Origin of the sequence: Flavobacterium sp. NG2 (assembly GCF_034119845.1) — a bacterium.
In the GTDB taxonomy this organism is placed as follows: Bacteria; Bacteroidota; Bacteroidia; order Flavobacteriales; family Flavobacteriaceae; genus Flavobacterium.
In genome coordinates this window covers 65,133-90,518 of the sequence record NZ_CP139420.1, presented here as the reverse complement: position 1 = coordinate 90,518, position 25,386 = coordinate 65,133, and the positions used below count along the sequence as shown (strand labels likewise).

General features: G+C 31.4%; 23 protein-coding genes. All 23 read left to right on the top strand.

Translation table 11 applies throughout. From position 1 onward, the window contains the following. Positions 1 to 4 precede the first annotated feature (4 nt). Positions 5 to 397: a glycerol-3-phosphate cytidylyltransferase gene (tagD, locus tag SLW70_RS00390; protein WP_320889887.1), complete on the top strand. Its 393-nt coding sequence runs from the start codon at positions 5 to 7 to the stop codon at positions 395 to 397. Further along, entirely contained in the window at positions 394 to 1,665 is a 1,272-nt protein-coding gene (locus SLW70_RS00385; protein ID WP_320889886.1) for a CDP-glycerol glycerophosphotransferase family protein, read from the top strand. Before tagD ends, SLW70_RS00385 begins: the two co-directional genes overlap by 4 nt. Continuing rightward, positions 1,655 to 2,659 (top strand): glycosyltransferase family 2 protein, encoded by a 1,005-nt coding sequence (locus SLW70_RS00380; protein ID WP_320889885.1) that lies wholly within the window; start codon positions 1,655 to 1,657, stop codon positions 2,657 to 2,659. The genes SLW70_RS00385 and SLW70_RS00380 overlap by 11 nt, the downstream gene beginning before the upstream one ends. Beyond that, entirely contained in the window at positions 2,660 to 3,778 is a 1,119-nt protein-coding gene (locus SLW70_RS00375; protein WP_320889884.1) for a glycosyltransferase family 4 protein, read from the top strand. It begins immediately after the preceding gene. Then, on the top strand, positions 3,778 to 4,878 hold the full coding sequence (locus SLW70_RS00370; protein ID WP_320889883.1) for a glycoside hydrolase family 99-like domain-containing protein: 1,101 nt from the start codon (positions 3,778 to 3,780) through the stop codon (positions 4,876 to 4,878). The genes SLW70_RS00375 and SLW70_RS00370 overlap by 1 nt, the downstream gene beginning before the upstream one ends. After that, the gene (locus SLW70_RS00365) at positions 4,875 to 5,825 is read left to right on the top strand and encodes a glycosyltransferase (RefSeq protein WP_320889882.1); all 951 of its coding nucleotides are present in this window, start codon (positions 4,875 to 4,877) and stop codon (positions 5,823 to 5,825) included. Before SLW70_RS00370 ends, SLW70_RS00365 begins: the two co-directional genes overlap by 4 nt. Continuing rightward, the gene (locus tag SLW70_RS00360; protein ID WP_320889881.1) at positions 5,794 to 6,846 is read left to right on the top strand and encodes a hypothetical protein; all 1,053 of its coding nucleotides are present in this window, start codon (positions 5,794 to 5,796) and stop codon (positions 6,844 to 6,846) included. The genes SLW70_RS00365 and SLW70_RS00360 overlap by 32 nt, the downstream gene beginning before the upstream one ends. Beyond that, positions 6,846 to 7,781: a glycosyltransferase family 2 protein gene (locus SLW70_RS00355; RefSeq protein WP_320889880.1), complete on the top strand. Its 936-nt coding sequence runs from the start codon at positions 6,846 to 6,848 to the stop codon at positions 7,779 to 7,781. The genes SLW70_RS00360 and SLW70_RS00355 overlap by 1 nt, the downstream gene beginning before the upstream one ends. Then, positions 7,763 to 8,608, top strand: coding sequence for a glycosyltransferase family A protein (locus SLW70_RS00350; protein WP_320889879.1), 846 nt, complete (start codon positions 7,763 to 7,765; stop codon positions 8,606 to 8,608). The genes SLW70_RS00355 and SLW70_RS00350 overlap by 19 nt, the downstream gene beginning before the upstream one ends. After that, positions 8,605 to 9,540 carry a glycosyltransferase family 2 protein gene (locus SLW70_RS00345; protein ID WP_320889878.1) on the top strand — a complete coding sequence of 312 codons (936 nt, stop codon included), beginning with the start codon at positions 8,605 to 8,607 and terminating at the stop codon, positions 9,538 to 9,540. The genes SLW70_RS00350 and SLW70_RS00345 overlap by 4 nt, the downstream gene beginning before the upstream one ends. 53 nt (positions 9,541 to 9,593) lie before the next feature. Then, positions 9,594 to 10,691: a non-hydrolyzing UDP-N-acetylglucosamine 2-epimerase gene (gene wecB, locus SLW70_RS00340; protein ID WP_320889877.1), complete on the top strand. Its 1,098-nt coding sequence runs from the start codon at positions 9,594 to 9,596 to the stop codon at positions 10,689 to 10,691. Between the two features lie 36 nt (positions 10,692 to 10,727). Then, positions 10,728 to 11,990, top strand: coding sequence for a glycosyltransferase (locus SLW70_RS00335; RefSeq protein WP_320889876.1), 1,263 nt, complete (start codon positions 10,728 to 10,730; stop codon positions 11,988 to 11,990). Next, entirely contained in the window at positions 11,987 to 13,051 is a 1,065-nt protein-coding gene (locus SLW70_RS00330) for a glycosyltransferase family 2 protein (RefSeq protein ID WP_320889875.1), read from the top strand. Before SLW70_RS00335 ends, SLW70_RS00330 begins: the two co-directional genes overlap by 4 nt. Before the next feature lies 1 nt (position 13,052). Next, positions 13,053 to 14,201 carry a glycosyltransferase gene (locus tag SLW70_RS00325; RefSeq protein ID WP_320889873.1) on the top strand — a complete coding sequence of 383 codons (1,149 nt, stop codon included), beginning with the start codon at positions 13,053 to 13,055 and terminating at the stop codon, positions 14,199 to 14,201. A 19-nt stretch (positions 14,202 to 14,220) separates the two neighbouring features. Continuing rightward, positions 14,221 to 15,057, top strand: coding sequence for a polysaccharide pyruvyl transferase family protein (locus tag SLW70_RS00320; protein ID WP_320889871.1), 837 nt, complete (start codon positions 14,221 to 14,223; stop codon positions 15,055 to 15,057). Between the two features lie 31 nt (positions 15,058 to 15,088). Further along, a complete protein-coding gene (locus SLW70_RS00315) occupies positions 15,089 to 16,240 on the top strand; it encodes an acylneuraminate cytidylyltransferase (RefSeq protein ID WP_320889870.1) in 1,152 nt (383 codons plus the stop codon). A 404-nt stretch (positions 16,241 to 16,644) separates the two neighbouring features. Further along, positions 16,645 to 17,520 (top strand): N-acetylneuraminate synthase family protein, encoded by an 876-nt coding sequence (locus SLW70_RS00310; RefSeq protein WP_320889869.1) that lies wholly within the window; start codon positions 16,645 to 16,647, stop codon positions 17,518 to 17,520. Positions 17,521 to 17,792: 272 nt separating this feature from the next. Then, the gene (locus SLW70_RS00305; RefSeq protein ID WP_320889868.1) at positions 17,793 to 19,193 is read left to right on the top strand and encodes a CDP-glycerol glycerophosphotransferase family protein; all 1,401 of its coding nucleotides are present in this window, start codon (positions 17,793 to 17,795) and stop codon (positions 19,191 to 19,193) included. A 1-nt stretch (position 19,194) separates the two neighbouring features. Continuing rightward, positions 19,195 to 20,628, top strand: a complete 1,434-nt coding sequence (locus SLW70_RS00300; RefSeq protein WP_320889867.1) for an MBOAT family O-acyltransferase — start codon at positions 19,195 to 19,197, stop codon at positions 20,626 to 20,628. After that, positions 20,628 to 21,509 carry a hypothetical protein gene (locus SLW70_RS00295; RefSeq protein ID WP_320889866.1) on the top strand — a complete coding sequence of 294 codons (882 nt, stop codon included), beginning with the start codon at positions 20,628 to 20,630 and terminating at the stop codon, positions 21,507 to 21,509. The genes SLW70_RS00300 and SLW70_RS00295 overlap by 1 nt, the downstream gene beginning before the upstream one ends. 201 nt (positions 21,510 to 21,710) lie before the next feature. Next, positions 21,711 to 22,853: a glycosyltransferase family 4 protein gene (locus tag SLW70_RS00290; protein WP_320889865.1), complete on the top strand. Its 1,143-nt coding sequence runs from the start codon at positions 21,711 to 21,713 to the stop codon at positions 22,851 to 22,853. Positions 22,854 to 22,895: 42 nt separating this feature from the next. Continuing rightward, complete coding sequence (locus SLW70_RS00285; protein WP_320889864.1) at positions 22,896 to 24,395, top strand: glycosyltransferase family A protein; 1,500 nt, start codon at positions 22,896 to 22,898, stop codon at positions 24,393 to 24,395. Beyond that, positions 24,392 to 25,384 (top strand): glycosyltransferase family A protein, encoded by a 993-nt coding sequence (locus tag SLW70_RS00280; protein WP_320889863.1) that lies wholly within the window; start codon positions 24,392 to 24,394, stop codon positions 25,382 to 25,384. Before SLW70_RS00285 ends, SLW70_RS00280 begins: the two co-directional genes overlap by 4 nt. Positions 25,385 to 25,386: the final 2 nt, after the last annotated feature.

Here is a 25,386-nt window from a genome sequence, read left to right as displayed (position 1 = left end):
TTTTATGAAAAAAGTAATTACTTATGGAACATTTGATTTAATTCATCGAGGACATATCAATATTTTAAAACGGGCAAAAGAGCTTGGAGACTATCTGATAGTTGGGATTTCGTCGGATGAATTTAATGAATTAAAAGATAAAAAATCTTATTATACTTTTGAGGAACGTAGGTTTATAGTTGAATCCATAAAATATGTTGATGAAATTATTCCAGAGCATACTTGGGAACAAAAAGCTACAGATATTCAGAATAACAATATTGATGTTTTTGTAATGGGAGATGATTGGGCTGGGAAATTTGATTTCTTAAAAGAATATTGCGAGGTTGTTTATTTGTCAAGAACAGAAGGTATTTCGACTACTAAAGTTAGAATTGATTTAGGAGATAAACTATGAGGATATTCGAAAATTATTTTATAGTTCAATATATAATAGCACCCTTGTTTAGGGTTGTTGATTTTATACTGCCTAAAAATGAAAATTATTGGGGTTTTTCAGTTCATTTTATTAAGTCAGACCAATTTGTTGAAAACACCAGAGCAGTATTTGAAGAAGTGAAAAGTGATCAGTCTATACATAAAATCCTTTTTACACGAGATAATTTAACCGATTTTTATATTGAAGAGGCCTTAAATTATAGAGTTGTTAAGCTAAAATCATTTGAGGGACTTTATTTATTTATGAAATGCAAAGTGCTTTTTGTAGCGCATTCTATTTCAATGGATTATACGTTGAGGTATGGTCCATCAAAGTTTGTTGTTTTAAAAGCAAATATGTCTAAGAGAAAAGTTATCAATTTATGGCATGGAATTCCTTTTAAAAAATTATTTGCACTTTGGAACCCTTTAGTGAAAAAGAGAGGTGATAGAGTTCGGTTTAGACGTTATGAGCGTAAAATGTATTCGGGCTTAATATGTTCATCTGAAGTAGATGCATATGCAATGACAGCCATGTTTCATCCCATAAAAAACGCACAGGTATGGCAGACTGGTTTACCTCGAAATGATTTTTTGTTACTAGCATATAATGAATTACCAAATTACTTAAAAAGCCAAATTGATTATATTAAAGAGATTAAGAAAGATAAAAAACTGATCCTTTATGCACCTACCTACAGACAAACAGCGGCGGTAGGAAGTTCAGAATATTATCAATTTACGGATGAAGAAATTAAAAAACTAGTCGTTATCTTAAAAGATAATAATGCAATTTTAGGGATACGACTTCATTATTTTAGACATAGTGATACATTATTTAATATTGAAAAGTATATTGATGATGAATTTATCTTTGATTTAGGTCATACTAAAATTCCAGAAATTGCACCTCTAATAAGAGAAGCCGATTTTGTCGTTTCAGATTATTCGAGTGTATTTATTGAAGCCATGTATCTTAATAAAAGTGTAATTGCTTTTGCTTATGATTTTGAGCATTATTCAAAAGAACAAGATGGCGTATTGTATGATTTTAAGATGGTGTTCCCTGGGGATATAGTAAGTAATTATGATGAATTGTTAAGTTCATTGGATGTTGCGCTTCAAACTAATGAAGAGAATAGTAATGAAAGGTATAGAAATGCACAACGATTCTTCTATAAGCACAGAGATACAAGTAATAGCAAAAGAGTAGTTGAAATGGTTAAAAGCGAACTATATGATTTCTAAAACGGAAATGGATAGAAGATTTATTATTTTAGATGAATTAGAGCATTTAGGAAAAAAGAAACAAGTTAATTCCATAAAACCTTTAGTTTCAGTTTCTGTAGCCACCTATGAACAAGAAGACTTTATTAGAGAATGCTTGGAGGGGATTTTAATGCAAAAAACTAATTTTGATTTTGAGATCGTAATTGGTGAAGATGAATCAAATGATAAAACAAGAGAAATATGTAAAGAATATGCAGAAAAATACCCAGATAAGATTAGATTATTCTTAAGAGATAGAAAATTAACAGCATTGTATGATTCAAAAGGGCAATTTTATAAAAGCCTAAATGGAACAGTTACTTTTCTTTCATGTAGAGGAAAATACATCGCCCTTTGCGAAGGTGATGATTACTGGACTGATCCTTTAAAACTACAAAAGCAAGTTGAATTTTTGGAAAGCAATCCGGAATTTGGAATATGCTTTCATAATGTTATACAATTGAATACATTTGACACCTCTAAAAGTGTTGTTATTCCTAATGTTAATTATGATTTAGATTATACTTTAGAGAACTATATTTTAAGCAATAAGACGGCTACTTGTTCAATTGTTTTAAAAAAGGAGTGTGTCAACACTATTCCACGTTGGTTTTATAAAGTTCCTTTTGGGGATTTAGCATTAATTCTTTTGGTTATGAATAATTCAAATGAAAAGGGGCGTGTTTTAAAGGACCTTATGGGAGTTTATAGAATTCATAAAGGAGGTATTCACGGGAGTTTTCATAAAGATGATAAAAGTTTAATTAAAGCTTATATACAGCATGTTTCGTTTACCAAAATAATTTCTAAAGAATTTTTAGTAGAAAAAAAATATCAAAAAATTATTTTAAAAAAAATGTTGAATACGTATCATGTTTTAACAACATTATACAAAAAAGAGAACAATAAATTGCAATTTTACAAAACCTTTTTATTAGTTAAATATTATAAATTAAAATTAAAATTTATCTAGTTGAAAAAAATCCTATTCATATCGCATGATGCCACTAGGACAGGTGCTCCAATTTTGTTATTAAATTTGGTTAAATTAATACTTTCGTTTGGGAATTATGAGGTGAACTTTATACTATTAAAAGGTGGGGAGTTAGAGAGTGAGTTTAAAGATTTAGCACCAACTTTTTGTTTGAATGAAAAAAAAAGTAAGGGGAATTTATTAAGGAATAGGTTTTTTAAAATGAAATCTATTTTGGAAGATTCCTTATTTTTGAATCAATATCATTGTATAGTTTCTAATACGATAACCAATGGTGGTATTTTAGAAATAGTTAAATCAAATTATAACGGTCCTATAGTAAGTTACGTTCATGAATTAGAAATTGCATGCAAAACTTATACTACGACAGATGATTTAAAAAAAGTAATTCAAAATACAGATGTTTTTTGTGTTCCTTGTAATTTAGTAAAAGATTTTTTACATGTTAATTTAGGAGTGTCTTATTTGAAAATAAGTGAATTACCTTACTACATTCATAACAAATCTGCAATAGTATCTGGAACGAATTTACATCACGATCAGTTTATTATTGGAGGATGCGGTACAATAGACTGGAGGAAAGGTCCCGATTTATTTGTGCAAGTGGCAACGCAATTGTTTTTGTTAAGACCTGATATTTCTATTGTTTTCAAATGGAAAGGTGCTTATAAAGGAATTGAATTAGAAAGACTTCAATACCAATTAGAAAAAGCAAATTTAGGGGGTAAAGTTTTTTTTGAATTTACGTCAGATAATATGGCTACTTTTTATGATGTGATTGATTTATTGTTACTAACTTCGAGAGAAGATCCTTACCCCTTAGTAGTGTTAGAAGCAGCTAGTTATGCTAAACCGTCTATTTGTTTTGATGAGGTTTGTGGTAGTAAAGATTTTATTAATAAATCAGATGGTGGAATTGTGGTCCCATTTTTAGATATTCAAGCAATTGTTTCTTCTATTTTGAAGTTTTATGATGATGAATCGTATAGAAAACAAAAAGGAGAAAATGCAAAACATTTTTTATTAGATACACATTCAAATAAACAATATGTGTATAATGAATTTGAAACTTTAATAAAAAACTTGAATTTAAATTAATGAATAAAATAAAGCCTATAGCGATTTATTTACCGCAGTTTCATCCTATAGCTGAAAATGATGCATGGTGGGGAAAAGGTTTTACAGAATGGACGAATGTAGCTAAAGCAAAACCACGTTTTGAAGGGCATTATCAACCGCATTTACCTGCTGATTTAGGTTTTTATGATTTGCGTTTGGATGAAGCAAGAATGGCTCAAGAACAAATGGCTAAAGATTATGGTATTCATGGTTTTTGTTATTATCATTATTGGTTTAATGGTAAAAGAGTACTTCATGAACCTTTGGATAGAAAACTAAAGAACTCTAACGAGGATTTCCCTTTTATGATGTGTTGGGCTAATGAGAATTGGACAAGGACATGGGATGGAGGAGAGAATAATATACTGTTAAAACAAGTTTATTCTGAAGAGGATGATTTAAAACATATATTACATTTAATCCCCTATTTTAAAGATGATAGGTACATCAAAATAGATGGGAAACCTGTGTTTGTGATTTATAGGGCTAATTTATTTCCAGATATAAAAAGAACAATCCAAATTTGGAACGAAATTGCTATAAATAATGGATTGGCAGGATTGCATATAGGATATGTGGAGGCTTTTGAAGATAAAGAAGATAAAAAATATTTAGGATTTGATTTTGGGATAGAGTTTCAACCTAATTTTTCAAATGTGCCTAAAAAACCAATAAAAAAGGAGAAACTATTATCGAAGTATTATAAAAAGTTTCTAAAAAATATAAAGGTAAAATCTAGTAAAAGAGTGAATGAACATGATCGAGTTTTTGAATATGAAGACTTTATGGTTCTGCAAAAAAAAGCACGTTATAAGGATGATGTTAGCCCTATGATTACTCCTATGTGGGATAATAGTCCACGAAGAAAAAGAGATGCATTTATATTAAAAAACGCTAGTCCAGAATTGTATGGAAATTGGTTGGAACATTTGAGAAATAATTATGATTGGGATAAAAACAAAGAAAAGTTTTTGTTTATTAATGCTTGGAATGAATGGGCAGAAGGAAATCATTTAGAACCTTGTCATAAATGGGGTACTTCCTATTTGGAAATTACAAAAAAAGTCTTGAGTCAATGATAGCAATCGTTATTCCTTATTTCAAGCATAGTTTTTTTGAAGCTAATTTACAATCATTAGCAAATCAGACAGACAAGAGATTCAAAGTTTATATTGGAGATGATGCCAGTAAAGAACCGCCAATTGATTTATTAAAAAAATATAAGGGACAGTTTGATTTTGTTTATCATCGTTTTGAAAAGAATTTAGGAGGGAAGTCGTTAATTAAACAATGGGAAAGATGTGTCTCTTTGACTCATACTGAGGAATGGCTTATGGTTTTGGGTGATGATGACCTTTTAGGTAAGAATGTGGTGAAAGAGTTTTATTCGTTAATTGAAACTAAGAAGAAGGAAGAGATCGATTTAATTCGGTTTCGTGTCCGTACTGTGGATGAGAATAATATAATCCATAATAATGATTTTTTATTTGAAGAGCATGAAACAGCACATAAGTTGTTAGACAGAATGTTTTCAATAAAAGAAACGATTACAGCAAGTGAGTTTATTTTTAGTAGGGAGATTTATAATAGGAATAATGGTTTTGTCGAATTTCCGTTGGGATGGTTTTCAGATTATGCTTCTTGGTTGCTTTTTGCAAGTAAAACAGGAATTTTTAATATTCAAACAGAATCTGTATATTGGAGAATAAGTGGAATTAATATTTCGTCTAAATCAACAGATTTTAAAACTATTAGACTGAAAGTTAAAAGTCTTTTTATGTTTATGTTTTTTTTGCAAAATCATTTTGTAATCGATAAAATGAAACAGAAAGCATATGTCTTTAATCATTTAATAACTCTTTTGAGAGGAGTTAATATTTTAGCAATTAATACGATTTTAATTGGACAATTATTAGAGAATAAGTTTCATTTTTTGAATCAATTTATTATCCAATTTATTTTTAAAAAAAATAAAGAAAAAGCAAAAAGAGTTTATGGATATATTTGTTCCGCACGAAAAGGATAGAAATATTTATCTAGATGAAATTATTTTTTTCTCAAATCATAATTTTATTTTTGATAATTATAAAAATTATAAAGAGTCCTATAGCATTGTGAATATTCAGTTTCCAGAAGCGATTTTTGATTGGAAATCACCTAGTCAAGAACAATTGTTGAACTTTGAAAAAGAGTTAATATCATGGAAAAAACGTTCTAAAATTATATATACCTTAAATGATTTTGAAAGTCATTATGATGAGAAAAAGCAGTTTTTAGATTTATTCAGATTATTATATAAATATGTGGATGGAGTGATACATTTAGGTAATTATTCCTTAGATAATTTTAAAAAGTATTTCCCTGATAATTGTTTGCATAAGGTTATTTTTCATCCATTATATAACAGTTTAAATGATAATTTTAAAACGAAGAAGTTTCAAGATATGATTTCGGCTGATTTATCGAATAAATTTATTGTTTCTGTAGTAGGAAGTGTTAGGTCACAAGAAGAGTTAGATTTCATTATTAAGATTTTTAGGAAAATACCTATTGCAAATAAATTTTTGATTGTTCCTCGAGTTTTAAAATTTAATAAGATTCCAGATTATATCCCCACAAGGTTTAGGAAATATTATAAAAAAATGATTGAGAAAAGGGGATGGTTTTTGCTTTCTAAAAAACGATATTATTTCATGTCTCAATTTATCGAGTACAATTATTTAGTTGATTTAGTTAAGCAATCTTCACTAATGATTATTCCTAGAATAAGAAGTTTAAATTCAGGTAATTTATATTTAGGATTAACCTTTGATAAACCGATGATTATTCCCGAAATAGGAAATTTGACTGAAACAGCAAAGAATTTAAAATTGCCTTTATTGAACTTTAAAAAAGGTAATTATAAAGAAGTGATTTCAGAAGTGTTATCATTAGAATCAAATCAATATTTTACTTCAAATGATTATCTAGCAAAAAAAAGTATGTATCATCCAAGAAAAATAGCTCATGATTATGATGTTTTTTTTAACAAGATAAAAGGAATATAATGAAACCTTTAGTATCAATTATAATACCCACATATAATCGTGCAAGCCTTATTAGTCAGACCCTTGATAGTGTTTTGTTACAGACATATAATAATTGGGAGTGCATTATTGTAGACGATGGTTCATTTGATAATTCAGAAGAAGTGATACTTTCTTTTGTGAAAAAAGATATTCGTTTTCGGTATTTTAAAAGACCAATTGGGAGAAATAAAGGAGCTAGTAGTTGTAGGAATATAGGTGTTGAAAAATCTAAAGGGAATTTTATTCAGTTTTTAGATTCAGATGATGTGTTGTCTGAAAATAAACTTCAAGATCAGATAAAAAGAATCAAAGATTGGGATGCGAATATAATATGTACGTGTAAATGGGGGAGGTTTGTTAAATTCCCTAATGATTCCGTAAATTTTGATTCGTTAAATTCATATAGTGATTTTAATAGCATCCCTGTTTTTTTAGAAGCATTAGCATCATCAAAAGGATATTTTCCGATTCATGCTTATCTCATAAAAAAAAGCATCATTGATAAATCTGGATTGTGGAACGAACATTTAAGTTTGAATGATGATTCAGAATTTTTAATTCGATTATTCTGTCAAACAGATAAAATATATTTTGCACCAAATGCAATAGTTTATTACAGATGGACCAGTGCCGAAAATATTAGTAATTATAATGATTATCAAAAAGTGGATGATGCAATCCTAAGTTGGAAATCAATTGAGCTGATTTTGAAAATTAGATTTAAGGATCAAAAAACAAATTATGTTGAACTAATGAAAAATGGGTTGTATATCAATGTTGAGAGAAGTTTTCCAGAATTAATAAAAAAACATAAGTTGTTTTTCAAAAGACAAATAGAGGGACAATCCTTATTATTTAGGGGAAAAAGAAAGATTTTTAATTTATTTATAAAATTATGGAAACCTCGTCATTAGTGTCTGTTATTATTCCGTGTTACAATCATGCTGAATTTTTACCAGAAGCTCTTCAATCAATTTTAAATCAAAGCTATATGCATTGGGAATGTCTTATTGTAAATGACGGGAGTCCTGATCATACTGAAATCGTTGCTCAAGAATGGTTGTCAAAAGATTCCAGATTTAGATATTTAAAAAAAGAAAATGGAGGATTGAGTAGTGCAAGAAATTATGGGATTAAAGAAGCTAAAGGGGAATACATTCTTACTTTAGATGCGGATGATAAATACGAATATAATTTTATAGAGAAAGGTATAGGTATTCTTTTTGGGAGAAGGGATATTGGTTTAGTGAGTAGTTGGGGGGTTCGTTTTATAGGGGATAGTAAATTAACTGAATTTAAACCAACAGGTAAATCGATTGATGATTTTTTATTCCGTAATGCAGCCATTGGGACTTCATTGTTTAGAAGAGAGTGTTGGGAACAAGTTTCTGGATATGACGAAAATATGAAATATGGTTATGAAGACTGGGAATTTTATATAAGAATTTGTTTACTAGGATGGAAAGTACATATTATTGAGGAGCCATTATTTTTTTATAGACAACATGAAACTTCTATGAGAACGACTGCTGTAAAAAATCATGATAAGGATATTAAAAAATATATCTTTTTAAAACATAAAGAATTGTATATTGAGCATTTTGAGTCTTTTGTAAATTATTTTTTATCAAGAATTGAAATGGAAAAAGAAGAAAAAATAAGGTGCACAAAAAGATTAGAGTATAAAATAGGAAGTATGATAGTAAAGCCTTTGAGGTGGTTTAAATCTTTATTTAGATGAGTTCAATTCCAAAAGTTTCTATTATTATGGCAACCTACAATAGAGCACATTTTATTGTTGAAACCTTGCAGTCAATACAAAATCAAACTTTTGAAGATTGGGAATGTTTAATTATTGATGATGGGGGGAATGATAATACCAAAGAAAAAATAATACCAATTTTACAAAATGATCATCGTTTTCGTTTTGTAAAACGCTCAGATAATTACAAGAAAGGATTACCGGGTTGTCGTAATTATGGATTAGATTTGGCAAAAGGTGATTGTGTTATTTTCTTTGATGATGACGATATCGTACATCCTCAAAATTTAGAAATTAGTTTTTTTGAACTTACTAAGGGAGATGTTTCATTTTGCAGATATATTAGAGAAGTCTTTAGAGGTGATTTTAATTATAATTTTGACTATTCAAAAGATTATGATTCATTTTACATTGACAAGAATGATGTTGAGAAAATTCTAAAAAATGAACTACCTATTAATTCCTGTGCTGTGCTGTGGAAAAAAGAATGTTTTAAAAATAATAGATTTGAAGAACATTTGATGTACGCTGAGGAATGGGAATTGTATTCTCGAATAATTTCATTAGGATTTGTTGGAATATCAATAGAAAAATGTTTGTTTTTTGGTAGAAAGCATTTAAAATCAAACACAGGAGAGTTTTATTCAAACAATCCTATTCGTAGAGAGTCTAAAAAGAATGCAATATTGTTAATTATTCAGAATTTAGAGAGACAGAAGTTACTATCAGATTCGTTATTACGTTATTTTATTCAAACATCTCTAAGTTTTAAAGAGTATCAATTGTTTGATAAAATTATAAATAATCTAGAAATTTCTAAAACTTCTAAAATTAAGTGGAGGTTGTTCTATTTTGTATTGCCTTTTAGACTTATATTATATAGAGTTTATAAAAAAAAATCAAGAAATTAATTCTTTGTCATCGATAAAATAGACATTTGTTTCTATTTTAATAAACCTTACATATGAAAATCGATATAATTGCAGGCGCAAGACCAAATTTTATCAAAATAGCACCTTTAATAGAAACTATTAATAAATTTAAAAAAAACGGAAAAGATATTAATTATAGGTTGGTTCATACGGGGCAACATTATGATAAAAATATGAGTGGCAGTTTTTTTGAACAACTGGGGATTCCTGATCCAGATGTTAATCTAGGAGCTGGAGGTGGTACACAAGCGGAACAAACTGCAGCTATAATGATGGGCTATGAAAAATTATTATTGCTTGAACCTGTCGATTTATGTGTTGTAGTAGGAGATGTTACTTCAACGATGGCTTGCACAATTGTTGCGCGAAAACTAACTATTCCAGTTGCTCATATTGAAGCGGGAATTCGTTCAGGAGATTGGACTATGCCTGAAGAAATAAATAGAGTAGTTACGGATAGTATAACTAATTATTTTTTTACAACTACTGTTACAGCAGTTGAGAATTTAATAAAACAAGGAGTAGATGAGTCTCATATATTTTTTGTTGGAAATATTATGATTGATACTTTTTTCAAAAACCGAAATCATTTTAAACCTCCTCTTATCTGGAATCAACTACAACTGAAAAAAGAAGATTATCTTTTGTTAACTATGCATCGTCCTAGTAATGTTGATGATAAAGAGAAATTAATCGCCTTTTTGACTCAGATAATCAATAATTCCAAAGTTCCAGTTGTTTTTCCAGTACACCCAAGAACGAGTAAAATACTGCAAGAGATGTGCTTTGAGAGTGATAGTTTACATTTAATTGAACCATTAAGTTATTTGGAATTTAATTATCTTGCCGAAAATGCCAAAGCTGTTATTACTGATTCGGGGGGGATTACTGAGGAAACAACAGTAATGGGAGTTCCTTGTATAACCTTAAGAAACTCAACTGAACGACCAGAAACTATAACAATAGGTACGAATGAATTGATAGGTTCTAATCCCCAAGCTATTCCACCAATACTAAAAAAATTGTTTGAGAATCAGTGGAAAAAAGGAAAAATTCCTGAAAAATGGGATGGAAAAACAGCGGAGCGTATCGTTGAGATTTTATGGAATTTACGTGATGATTTGAACTAAACTATTTTTTAATTGAAAATAGGTATAAATTGAATATTGAATTTGGGAAAAACTAAAATACTTGTTGTTGTTGAGTCTATAGATATTAATGCAAATAGTGCCTCTAAAGGTAGAGTTGCTCTTATTCAAAACTTGCATAAAGCAGGATATGACTTAAAAGTGTATCATTATAGTCGAAAGACAATAAGTTTAGAAGGGATTTCATGTGTTCTAATACAAGAACAAAAATGGAATCTAGTGTATTTGCTTAGCAAGTTTCAAGTGCGCTTTAGGATGTTGACAGGAATAAATATTAATGCAACTATTGAAAAGTTTTTTGGGTTTTCGTTAACCTTTTTTAATGATTGTAAAAGTATAAAAAAGGCATTAGAAAAGGAGGTGTCATTTGAGCCAGATTGGGTGCTTACATTGAGTTATGCATCAAGTTTTCGCTCTCATAAAGCTTTATTAGATTTGCCAAAATGGCATAGCAAATGGTTGGCGTATGTTCATGATCCTTATCCTATGCACAGTTATCCCAGACCTTATGATTGGGTAGAACCGGGACATCAGTTTAAAAGAAATTTTTTCTTGAAAATTGTTAGGAGTTCACAATACCTGTTGTATCCGAGTCAGCTGTTGTCTGAATGGATGCAAAGTTATTACCCTGGTCAAAAGAATGAAGGGATTGTTGTTCCTCATCAAATTTCTGAGCAGGCAATTAATAAAGTGGAGGTGCAAACTGTTTTGTCTCCAAGTGATTTTATTATTTTACATGCTGGTAATATGATGAGTGCCAGAAATCCGTTGGCCCTGATTCAAGCTTTTGAACAGTTTTTAGATCAATTTCCAGAAGCTAAAAGCCATGCTAAATTATATTTTATTGGGGCTCCATCTTGCTATGATTTACCTATAAAAGAAAAACAAAAAATTATGCCTCAACTTTTTTTAAGTGATGGTTATATTCCTTTTAAAGAAGTTTTGGCTATGCAGGAACAGGCCTCTGTTAATGTTATTTTAGAGGCATTAGGGCCAATTAGTCCTTTTTTACCAGGTAAATTCGCTCATTGTATTCAAACTCAAAACTCAATATTATTATTAGGTCCTTTTTATAGTGAATCTAAACGATTGCTTGGGGAAGATTATAAATATTGGAGTCCAATAAATGATACAAAACTTATCCAAAAGCATATTACCGATTTATATCAACTTTGGTTGAAGAATAACAAACAAATTATAATGCGTAGGGATGATTTATTGTATTACCTATCTTCAGATTATCTAAAAAAAACTATTGATAATTTAAAGAATAAAGAATGATTACTATAGTATTTACATATCGAAATCGACAGATTTTAACTGTTGAAAAATGCTTGAATTCTTTGGCTAAACAAACAGTTGTTGATTTTAAAGTTGTAGTAGTCGATTATGGCAGTGAAATTAAATTTGCTACTGATTTAAAACAATTAATTGAGTTATATGATTTTGTTGAATTGATTAGTTTTCCAGTACAAGGACAGCTTTGGAATAAATCAAGAGCAATTAATATGGCATTGCAACAAGCAACTACTCCTTACTTTTTTGTTGGGGATATTGATATGTTATTTCGGGACGATTTTGTAGAAAAACTCTATGCACTTAAAAGCGACCAAACTGTAGTTTATTTTCAAGTTGGAGTACTGAGCCAAACAGAATCCAAGGTAGATAAAGCTTTTCAAGAATACCTAATTAAACATAAAACTAATGAAGAAGCTACAGGTATGACATTGTATCCTACTGCTGTTTTAAAAAGTATTCAGGGGTATGATGAGTTTTATCACGGTTGGGGTGCAGAAGACACCGATGTTCACATTAGGTTGCGATTAGCAGGGTATAAGATTAACTTTTTTGATGAATCAATATTGATGTTGCATCAATGGCATCCTAAAAAATATAGATCTAAAAATAGCAAAGAACCTTTTCATTCTAATTTGGAACAAATTAACCATCAATATCTTCAGAAAATAGCAATAAGAAAAGACTATGTAGCCAATACAGTTTTTGGTTGGGGGATGGTTCCTGAAATTGTTGATTTTAATATTAGTAAACCGGTAAGGATTTCGCTTACTAATCAATTGTTTGAAGTGGATGCTTTATTATACGGTTCATTAGAACATTATAAGGGGCAATGTATATCTATTGAAATAGAACCCCATCAAGAGTATAACAGTTTTAAAAATGCTCTCAAAAAAGTTATTGGAAAAAAAAGCAGGAATTTTTATAATTTTCAAACAATAAATGATTTATTATTAGTTCAAATAATTTCACGTTTTAGAGATAAGTTTTATTCTTATGAATGGGATAAACAAAAGAATTGTATTGTTTTAAAAATAGCTTTGTAAGATGAGAATACTTATGGTGTCAATGCCATCGTTGCATTTTTTTCGTTGGACAGATCAATTGAAAGATTCTGGACATGAAGTGTTTTGGTTTGATATCAAAGGAGCTGGCGAAATGGCATCTTCCATTCATTGGGTGCACCAAAATGTAGATTGGAAATTGAAATATGATTATCCTGGACGTTATTTATTCAAGATGAAGTTCTCAAAATTGTATCGATGGTTGCAACAGTATAATGAAAAAGATACAGCTTTGGCTTTTGAAAAATACCTTCAAGAAGTTCGGCCTGATGCAGTGCATAGTTTTGCTTTGTATGTTTCTTGTACTCCTATTGTTGAAGTTATGCAAAGACATAAAAACATAAAATGGATTTATTCATCTTGGGGTAGCGATTTGTTTTATTTTCAAGATAAGGCGAATTATTTATATGATATTAAAAGAGTTTTAAATCGTGTTGATTGTTTATTTACAGATTGTAAAAGAGATTATGAAATAGCAAAACAACATGGTTTTTTAGGTCAATTTTTAGGCGTTTTTCCAGGAGGAGGCGGATTTGATATGCAGTTGATGGAAAAATTTAAACTCCCTATTGAACAAAGAAAAATAATATTAATAAAGGGATTTCAAGGTCGTTCAGGAAGAGCAATACCCGTTTTGAAAGCAATAATATCTTTGAAAGAACGATTAAGTCATTTTAATATTGTCGTTTTTGGAACTGATTTGGATGCAATTGATTATATTAATTCTTCCGAACTAATACATTGGAGTAATTTTAAAGCTATTGGGAAAATTACGTACCAAGAGGTACTGAAATTAATGGGGCAGGCATTGATTTATATTGGAAACAGTAATTCAGATGGGATTCCTAATACACTTTTAGAAGCCTTATGTATGGATGTTTTTCCAATACAATCAAATCCAGGAGGGGCAACAGCTGAGATTATAATAGGTGGTGTAAATGGATTATTGATTGAAAATGCAGAGAATATAATTGAAATAAAACAACTAGTTTTAGAGGTTATAAGTGACATTTCAATAATTGAAAAAGGAGTTGTTTATAATAGTGAAATTATTAGACCAACCCTAGAATATCAAAATATAAAAGATCTTGTAATGAAGAAATATGATTTAGTTGACATATTGTTAAATTGATTAAAAAGCATTCTAAACAATGAAATTTTTAAACACAATCCGACTTTTCTGGTGGAATGAGAAGGTAATTCAAGGTAAATCTAAAGAGAATTATGGTGATTTATTGGGGAAATATCTCGTTGAGAAAATTTCAGGAAAATTAGTGGTTTTTAGTTGGCCTAGGAAATGGTCAATATTAGATTTTTTTCAACCTATCTATGTTACTATTGGTAGTATTTTGACTCATGTAGATCATAAATGTATTGTATGGGGTAGTGGTATTATCAGTAAAGAATACACTATAAAAAAAGCAAAATTTTTGGCGGTAAGAGGACCTCAAACGCGAAAGTATTTATTAGCTCTAGGGTATGAAGTCCCTCAAGTGTATGGAGATCCAGCTCTGTTACTACCACGCTTTTTTTATCCAACAGTTCAAAAAAAATACCGATACGGTATTGTACCGCATTATAGTGACTGGGAAAGAGTAAAAGATTGGTTTGTTAATAATAAAGATGTTTTGGTAATTGATATGATGACTACAGATATTGAAAGTAAAACCATTGAGTTTTTGCAATGTGAAAAGATAATTTCGTCATCACTACACGGTATTATAGTAGCTCATGCTTATGGAATCCCAGCAGTTTGGCAAAAATTTTCAGATAAGGTTTTTGGAAATGATATTAAATATAAAGATTATATGGAGTCTGTGGATATAGAATTTTATTGTCCTAAAATTCAAGAATATTGTTATTCATATTCGCAATTAGAAGACTTGTTTTCTATTTATCCTAGTTTGCCCAAACCTGAAGTGGTGGAAACATTAAGGAATGACTTGATGGCTGTTTGTCCTTTTAAAAGGGATTTTCAAAAAGCATAAAAAATTATATCTGATTTTTAAAAACAATTAAATGAAAAAAATAGCACTACTCCCATTACGGAAAGATTCCAAGGGGATACCTGGAAAAAACAAAAAGAAATTATTAGGCAGACCTTTGTTTTCGTGGGTACTATCGGAAGCTGTTTTTTCAAATTTGGATGCCGTATATGTGTTTACTGATGATTGTGAGATTTTAAGTTTTATAGAGAAAGAATACGCTTGGAATCCTCGGATAAAAGGATTGCTTCGTAATGATGAAAATGCTACAGACACTGCTTCAACAGAAAGTGTGATGATTGAGTTCGCCACTAAAATAAATTATGACTTTGATGTTTTATGTTTGCTACAAGCCACTTCACCATTGACTAGAGCGAGTGATATCAATTCAGTATTAGATAAAATTGAAAACTACGATTCGGCTTTAACAGTAGTGAAAACCCATCGTTTTATCTGGAATTCAGATGGGACTGCACAAAATTATGATGTATTCCAAAGGCCAAGACGTCAAGATTTCGAAGGGCTTTTAGTTGAGAATGGAGCGGTATATGCGACCACCAAGGCTGCTTTTTTAGATTCTAATAACAGGATTAGTGGTAAAATTGGCTTGGTCGAAATGGATGAAGCAAGTTATGTAGAAATTGACAGTATTACTGACTGGGAAATTATTGAAAAATTACTCGCGAATCGTTTGCAAAAATCTAAAGGACATCGCAGAATTGACTATTTAGTGCTTGATGTGGATGGCGTTTTTACAGATGGTTGTGTTTACTTTGGTGCTGAAGGCGAGTTGATGAAAAAATTCGATATGCGCGATGGAATGGGCTTGGAAATTTTAAGACAAAACGGAGTTGAAGTGATAGTGATGACTTCTGAGAACTCAGCATTGGTAGAGCAACGCATGAAAAAATTACAAATAGAACATGTTTTCATGGGGGTCAAAGATAAATATGCACGTTTGACACAATTTCTTAAAGATAGAACAGCCAGTTTTGATCAAGTTGCCTATGTGGGCGATGATGTCAATGATTTGGCAAATATATGTAGGGTAGGTTGGTCTTTTTGTCCTGCCAATGGAACTGAAGTGGTAAAACAGCAGTCTGATTATATCCTAACCCACAATTCCGCTGATGGTGCTATTAGGGAAGTAAGTGAGATCATTATGAAGTATAATAGGAGGTATTAATGGTCTTCGACCCTTCGACAAACTCAGGACAGGCTTAGCCCAGACTGACAGTGTGTTTTGGGTAAGAAAGAGCTATGTTTTTCGATTATCACATTCTGATATTTGAAGTAGTTGAGAGATATAATTCCACTATTGTCAGACTGAGCTTGTCGAAGTCAATTGTAGTATTATAGAACGTGAAGTTAGGAATGGGTCTTCGACCCTTCGACAAACTCAGGACAGGCTTAGCTCAGACTGACAGCTGAATTTAATGAAGTATAATAGGAGATATTAATGGTCTTCGACCCTTCGACAAACTCAGGACAGGCTTAGCTCAGACTGACAGCTGAATTAATCAAGAATAATTATCCCTTGAAAATATAATAATAGAGTATAAAAAATATTTACTTTAAGAAAAGGAAAAAATGAATCACTATAAAAAGCCTTATGTTATTGCCGAAATTGGATGTAATCACAAAGGGGATATGGAAATAGCCAAAGAGCTTATTAAAATCGCTAAAATATTTTGTAATGTTGATGCAGTAAAATTTCAAAAACGCAACAATAAAGAGTTATTGACCGAGGCTCAATACCTTGCACCCCACCCTAATGAGAGTAATTCGTATGGTGCTACCTATGGCGAACATAGAGAGTTTCTGGAGTTTGATGTGCAACAGCATGCTGAATTGAAAGCCTATTGTGAGGAAGTTGGGGTTGTTTATTCAACTTCCGTTTGGGATTTAACATCAGCCAAAGAAATTGCATCGCTGAATCCTGAGTTTATTAAAATTCCTTCGGCTTGTAATAACAATTATAAAATGTTGGATTGGTTGTGTGAAAACTATCAAGGCGAAATTCATATTTCTACAGGAATGACGACCAAGAATGAAACCGAGGATTTAGTTGATTTCTTTGTGTCCAAAGGTCGAAATAATGATTTAGTACTTTACAACTGTACTTCAGGTTATCCAGTTCCTTTTGAAGATGTATGTTTGTTAGATATTAATCTATTAAAACAAAAGTACGAAGCCAAAGTAAAATATATTGGTTTTTCAGGACATCACTTAGGAATTGCAGTTGATATGGCAGCTTATACTTTAGGAGCAAACATCATCGAAAGGCATTATACTTTAGATAGAACCTGGAAAGGAACCGATCACGCTGCTTCATTAGAACCGATGGGATTGCGAAAATTAGCACGTGATTTGAATGCTGTTCATGCAGCTTTGACTTTCAAAGCAACAGATATTTTACCGATTGAACAAGTGCAAAGAGAGAAGCTGAAGAATCAGAAGGGGTAATAATATTGAGTGTTACTGGGGTCAACCCAGCGAAGGAGGATTTGATTGATAGCGAATAAGCGAAGCCATCGACAAAAAGAGAAATAAACCTGATATGCCTGATGTGATTGCTTTGCCTGTTCGCTATCGCTCGAGCCCTCGTTCCTCGGAATGACATTCTAATAGCGTTTTTTAATATCAAATAAGAATACTTTTTTCTTAAAATAATCTTACTATATCCAGTGCAATACCCTTATTTTTGCCTCAGTTTTAAAAACATAGTTTCCTAATAAATGAAGAATAAAAAAATATTTGTTTTTTTTCCTGATGGTGTAGGCTTGCGTAATTTTGCGTTTACACAATTCAAAGCCATCGGTGAACAAAGAGGACACCAAATTGTTTATTGGAATAATACCGTTTTCTCACTCAAAGAAGAGTTGGGATTCGATGAGGTAAAAATTGAAAATCATAAAACACACCCTTTAACGTCCATTTATTCTAGAGTTAGAAAACACATTGAACTAAATGTTTCACAAAAAAAGTTTAAGGATGAGGTGTATGCAACCTATAAATTTCCGTTTAATTATAATGGACTTAAAAACACATTAAAGACTTTATATATTAAACTACTAATAGGAATTTACTCTTCTGAAAAAGGAATTCTTTATATTCGAAAAAGGATCAATGCTTTAGAACGTTCCACAACGAAGTACCAGTATTGCAAGGCCCAATTGTTGGAGCACAAACCAGATGTGGTTTTTTGTACCACACAACGAGCAACACAATCAATTAGTGCTTTATTGGCAGCTCAAGATTTAGGAATTCCTACCGTGGCTTTTGTGTATTCTTGGGATAATGTACCTAAAGCTATGCAAGTGGTGGAAACCGATTATTATTGTGTCTGGAGTGATTTAATGAAAGAAGAAGTACTAAAGTATTATCCCTTTATTAAAGAATCTCAGATTTTTGTTACGGGAACTCCGCAATTTGAGCCACATTATGATACAACATTATTACAAACCAAAGAGGAGTTCTTTACGGAACATGGTTTAGATATAAATAAGAAATACATCTGCTATTCAGGTGATGACGAGACAACTTCTCCCTTAGATCAATATTATCTAGAAGATTTGGCTCATGCAGTACGTAATTTAAATTCTAAAGGGTATTCATTGGGAATTATTTATAGAAAATGTCCCGTAGATACCACTAACAGATACGAAACGGTAATTAATTCAAATCAAGACATTATTCAAGTTATTGACCCTATTTGGAAACCAATTGGAACCAATTGGAATGAAGTTTTTCCTGATAAAGCCGATTTGAAAATGCTGTATAACGTATGCGCACATACAGAGCTGGTTACCAATGTTTGTTCTTCGACTGTTTTTGATTTTGTCGCCCATAATAAACCTTGTATTTACTATAATTATGAACAACCACAATTAAAAAAAGGGATTCGTGATATTGGGCAAAATTATAAGTACGTGCATTTTAGAAGTATGCCAAGTCCTGAAGCAGCTGTTTTCTGTACCGATAAAAAAATATTAGAAAGATTAGTTCAACAAATTATAGATGGGGAGTTATCTAATGTAGCGGAAGGAAAAAAGTGGTATGAGATTGTAGCAGGGAATAATCCGACTCAAGGTTCTGAAACGATATGGACAGCGATCGAAAATTGTTTAAAAAAGTAGTATGTTTTTCAATTCCCTAACTTTTGCGGTTTTTTTACCGATTGTTTTTATTTTGTATTGGTTTGTTTTCAATAAAACAAAGAGCAGTCAAAATTTAATTTTGATTGTAGCGAGTTATTATTTTTATTCCTGTTGGGATTGGAGATTTTTGTTTTTACTTGTTTTTTCGACCTTCTTAGATTATTACACTGGAATTCGAATTGAGAAAAGTGAAAACGAGAAATCGCGAAAATTTTGGTTTTGGTTGAGTATTGGAGTCAATTTAGGTTTTTTGGGACTTTTCAAATACTATAACTTTTTTGCTAGTTCATTTTCTGAAATGTTAAACGGTGTAGGACTTAAGTCTAGTCCGTTTTTATTAGATGTGGTGCTACCTGTAGGAATTTCGTTTTATACTTTTCATGGTTTGTCCTATGTGATTGATATTTATTTCAAAAGAATCAAAGCCGAATACAATTTTATTGATTATTCCTTATTTGTTAGTTATTTCCCTTTATTGGTAGCAGGGCCTATTGAGCGTGCGACCCATTTGTTACCTGAAATTAAAGAGAAACGAAGTTTTGATTATGAACAAGCCAAGGCAGGAGTGTACCAATTTATTTGGGGATTGGTCAAAAAGGTAGTTATTGCCGATACTTGTGCCACTTATGCCAATGCAATCTTTGATAATTATGCATCGATGAATTCGTTGTCCTTAATTTTGGGAGCCATTTACTTTGCTTTTCAAATTTATGGAGATTTCTCAGGCTATTCAGATATGGCATTAGGGATGTCAAAGTTATTTGGTTTAGAGTTACTGCGGAATTTTAATTATCCCTATTTCTCTAGAGATATAGCGGAGTTTTGGCGTCGTTGGCACATATCGTTATCGTCTTGGTTTCGGGATTATCTGTACATTCCGTTAGGAGGAAGTAAAGGTTCTAAATACAAACAAGTCCGAAATGTATTTATCATTTTTGTGGTCAGTGGCTTCTGGCATGGTGCCAATTGGACCTATTTGGCTTGGGGGTTTCTAAATGCTGTCTATTTTTTACCTCTATTGTTAATGAAGAGAAATAGAAATAATTTGGAGGCAACACCCTTAAATTGGGATTTAGAATCTGTAAATACGGTTCTTCATATCGTACTTACTTTTCTGTTGTCTTGTGTGGCTTGGGTGTTTTTTAGAGCCAAATCGATTACGGACGCATTTCTATATTTAAAAGGGGTAGTAACTAATGGGGATTTTGTGTCGCAGTATTTATCTAATGAAAGGTATAATTATGAAATAGTGTTGTTGCTCTTTTTCTTTGTTTGGGTAGAATGGAACAATCGATTTAAGGAAGAACCTATTTCAGGGAAATATAATACTGTTAAATTGGCATTTTGTTTGGTCGCAATTTTAGCCTTAGGGACCTATTCAGATTATAAGGAATTTATTTATTTTCAGTTTTAATGAAAAAGTTTTTAGGTTTTATTTTAAAAGGAATTATCATTATAGTGGTATTGGCAGCGGTACTAGATTATGGCTATACTTTAGTTTATAATCAATCAAACAATAGAGGAAAAATAGATTATGTCTATAATTCTAACGGCAAACAATATGATGTAATCATTTTAGGGTCATCTAGAGCAAATAATCATTTTGTAAGTGAAATGTTTGAGAAAAAAGGATTGAAAACCTTTAATTTTGGTATGAGTGGGGGGCATCTTTTTGAGGCTGATTTGTTGATGAAATTAATGTTGGAGAGAAATTATAAAATTAAAAATGTTATTCTAGAAGCTGATTTGAATTTATCAAACGAGCATCAAGCTAAGGGAATAGCTTCGAGATTTTTACCTTATTTACATAGTTCTACTGTAATAAAAAATCATTTTTCATTTGAAGATGATTTTAGTTATCTCTATTATATTCCGTTTTACCGTTATATTAAGTTTGATACTCAAATTGGTTTTAGAGAAATGTTTTTTAACGCAATACATAAAAGAACCAATCATTTAGATCATTCAGGTTATCATCCTTTATTGAGTAATAAGAAGGGAAATATGAAAAATGATTTAACAAACTTAAATCCGTTGAATCAAAATAAATATTACGAAGACATAAAAAGAATTTGTACTGAAAATAATATTAATTTCATTCCAATTATGACTCCCATGTGTGAAAACACAAAAGGCATTCATTACTTTGACAAAGTAAAAAAAGCTTATCCTGAAATTTACAATTATGAGAATGTAGTTGTTGAGGATAAATACTTTTCTTCTTGCGGACATATGAATGATGCTGGAGCAAGATTGTTTACAGCGAGAATAATCAAAGATTTTTTTGATAAATAAATTATGGTCTTAAAGGCTAAAGAGTGCTTATGGAAGACTGAAAGTCTTCTCAGTAAGAAGCCTATTATTTACCACAAATTACACAAATTTCCTCAAATTAATTTGTGCTAATTTGTGTAATTTGTGGTGTATTTATTTCGAAGCTAAAGAGAGATGCTCTAAAGTGCATAGTTTTAAACTTTATTTGTGACCAATAAGAATATGAAAATAGCGTTTTTAACACCTGAATATCCCCATCCTCAAACAGGTAATTCTGGAGGGATTGGAACCAGTATAAAAAACTTAGCCAAAGGACTTTTGGCAGCAGGTTGCGAGGTTCGAGTATTGGTGTATGGACAAAAAAGTGATGGTGTTTTTGATGATGAGGGAGTTTGTGTTCAACAAATTAAAAATGTCAAAATAAAAGGCTTGTCATGGTTTTTTACTCGAAGAAAAATTCAGCAAATAATTAATACCTTATACCGCTCCAAGCAAATAGATGTAGTTGAAGTGGCGGATTGGACAGGGATAAGTTCATTTATGTCTCTAGACTGTCCCGTTGTGATGCGACTCAACGGTTCAGATACTTATTTTTGTCATTTAGACGAGCGAGTGGTCAAATGGAAAAACAAATTTCACGAAAAACGTGCCCTTCAAAATGCAGACGGCTTGCTTTCTGTAAGTCAGTTTACGGCGGATACAACAAATGCTGTTTTTGGTTTGAAGAAAGACTTTACGATTATCCCTAATTCGATTGATGTAACTGCTTTTACAAAAGATCAAAACATACAAGTTTCCTCAAATACTATTTTATATTTTGGTAGTTTGATTAGGAAGAAGGGATTATTGGAACTACCGTTTATATTTAATGAAGTCATCAAAGAAAATCCAACAGCTCAATTGGTCTTAGTAGGTAAAGATGTACCTGATATTATATCAGGTTCAGGGTCAACTTGGGAGATGATGAAATCTTTGTTTTCTGAACAGGCGATGACTCAGGTGCGTTATTTAGGAAGTGTGCCCTATACTACCATACAAGCCTATATCAATCAAAGTACCGTTTGTGTGTTCCCCTCTTTTGCAGAGGCTTTGCCTGTGTCTTGGATTGAAGCTATGGCGATGGAAAAAGCCATAGTTGCTTCTAATATTGGTTGGGCAGCAGATGTGATTGAGGATAATGTGAATGGTTTTTTGGTTCATCCAAAGAATCATGTGGAATATGCTTCAAAAATCAATATATTGCTATCCAATAGCCAAATGAGAACTGAATTTGGTGTGGCAGCTAGATCAAAAGTGATGCGTAAGTTTAGTATTGCAGTAGTCGCTCAACAAAGTTTGGCCTTTTATCAATCCTTAATTCAATAGATTTTGATTTTTGTTTATCATATAAATAACAAAATTAGTTCAGTGCATTCACAAGAAGGAACTGCAATTGAATTTGACGAAAAAGTTTCTATCGCGAAAGGATTGAATCAATTGGCAAACCGTTATCCTAATGAAACTATAGTTTGGTGTCATTTGGATTTCAAAGCATCTTTAAATACTGAGGTTTTACCAATTCTTTTTCATCATAATAAATTATTACTCTCTTATCGACCAAGTTATTCTAATTTTATTAATGAAGCTATAGGTTATGTTGACGATTCCTTATTTGTGAATGTTAATAAGAAAGTAAGTTATCCTAGTTGGCAAATGAGTAGTATTGTTGGTATGGTGCATGCTTCTGTTTTAATTGCCATAGGTGATAGCATCCCTTTTGATACTGATTTTGATTATTATTTAAATTCAGTAGCGAAACAGGCAATGCCTTTGGGGTTATTGTGTTATTCGGAACCACAGTTATTGAAGAATACAGGAATAAACAACATTCTGACCTCTTCCCATTACACCCTTTTCAAATTTGTCAAACAGCACTATAGAACGCGATGGGTGTTTTTGTTGTTTCTAAATTTACTTATTTATGAAAAACGATTAGTATTGTTGCCATTTTTAACTTCTTTTTGTTTTAGAAAAAGGAATTCATCATTTAGTTTGGAAGGTGTTAAAGTTGTATCCTCTAGAGAAGTAATTGACGAGCCTACAATTGATGTTATCATTCCGACAATTGGGAGAAAACCATATTTATATGATGTACTAAAAGACTTAGCGAAACAAATTCTATTACCTAAAAAAGTGGTTATTGTAGAGCAAAATCCGGATGTAGCGAGTAGCACTGAGTTGGATTATTTAGAATCCGATTTTTGGCCTTTCCAAATAAAACACATTTTCACGCATCAAGCAGGAGCTTGTAATGCTAGAAATTTGGCATTAGATGCGGTGGAAAGTGACTGGGTTTTTCTAGCGGATGATGATAACAGATTTGAATCTACTTTGTTAGAAGATGTGCTTTATAAAATGAAGCAATATGGCATCTTTGTAGCGACAACTAGTTATATACAAAATCATGAAACTAAAGTTCATTTACAAATTAAACAATGGCCAACCTTTGGGGCGGGTAATAGTTTCGTCAAAAAAAACGTGCTAGACAATGTACGCTTTAATACAAGTTTAGAATTCGGATATGGTGAAGATGTTGATTTTGGAATGCAATTACGAAATTTAGGATTAGATGTTATTTATTTACCAGAACCACATATTCTACATTTAAAAGCACCCATAGGTGGTTTCAGAACGAAGCCTGTTTTGAAATGGCAAAAGGATAATATTCAGCCTAAGCCATCGCCGACAGTTATGTTGAGCTGTATTTTACATAAAACGAGCAAACAACAATTGGGGTATAAAACAACCCTGTTCTTTAAATATTTTAAACATCAAAAAATAAAAAATCCGATTCGTTATTTGGTGAATTTTAGGAAACAATGGAATCAAAGTGTATTTTGGGCTAATCAATTAAATCAAAAGCAATGAAGTTTTCATTAGTGATTTGTACTTATATGAGACCTGAACCGTTGCTCTTGTTGTTAGAGTCGGTTAAGAAGCAAACCGTTTATCCCAATGAAATTTTAATTATTGATGGTTCATTCAACCAAGAAACTGAAAAAGTAGTCGAGAAAAATTGTTTTGAACAATTGCATTATTTTAAAGTCTCAGATGAAAATCGCGGTTTAACCAAGCAACGCAATTATGGAATAGAAAGAGTTGCAGAAGCAATAGATATTATCTGTTTTTTGGATGATGATACGGTTTTAGAAAAAGATTATTTTGAAAAATTAATGGAGACCTATCAGCTTCATCCTGATGCTTTGGGGGTGGGAGGCTATATCTATAATGAAACAAAATGGGATTATGTAGGGAATCATTATGAAGCAACTCCAAATGAATTTTATTTTGATGGATGGAAGCGTAAAGATGGTTCTCGTTATGTGTTGCGAAAGAAATTAGGATTGGATAGTAATTGTCCTCCAGGATATTCTTCTCTATATTCTCATGGGCGAAGTGTGGGTTTTTTACCTCCGAGTGGGAAGATTTATGAGGTTGAAATGATTATGGGAGGGGTTTCCTCTTTTCGAAAAGAAATATTTGAAAACATGCGCTTTTCAACTTATTTTGAAGGTTATGGTTTATACGAAGATGCCGATTTTAGTTTGAGAGTTTCCAAAATGGGAACGTTGTATTTGAATACTAAGGCTAAATTAAGTCACTATCACGCTGATTCAGGAAGACCTAATCAGTACCGATATGGTAAAATGGTGGTCCGTAATGGATGGTTTGTTTGGCGAACCAAAAATCCTAATCCAAAATGGAGAGACCAATTCAAATGGCATTCTATCACAATACTTTTGACTGTTATCCGATTTAGTAATACATTTACAAGCCACAATAAAAAGAAAGCGTTAACTGAAGCAGTAGGAAGGACCATTGGTTGGTTGAGTTTGTTGTTTAGTAAACCAAAATAAAT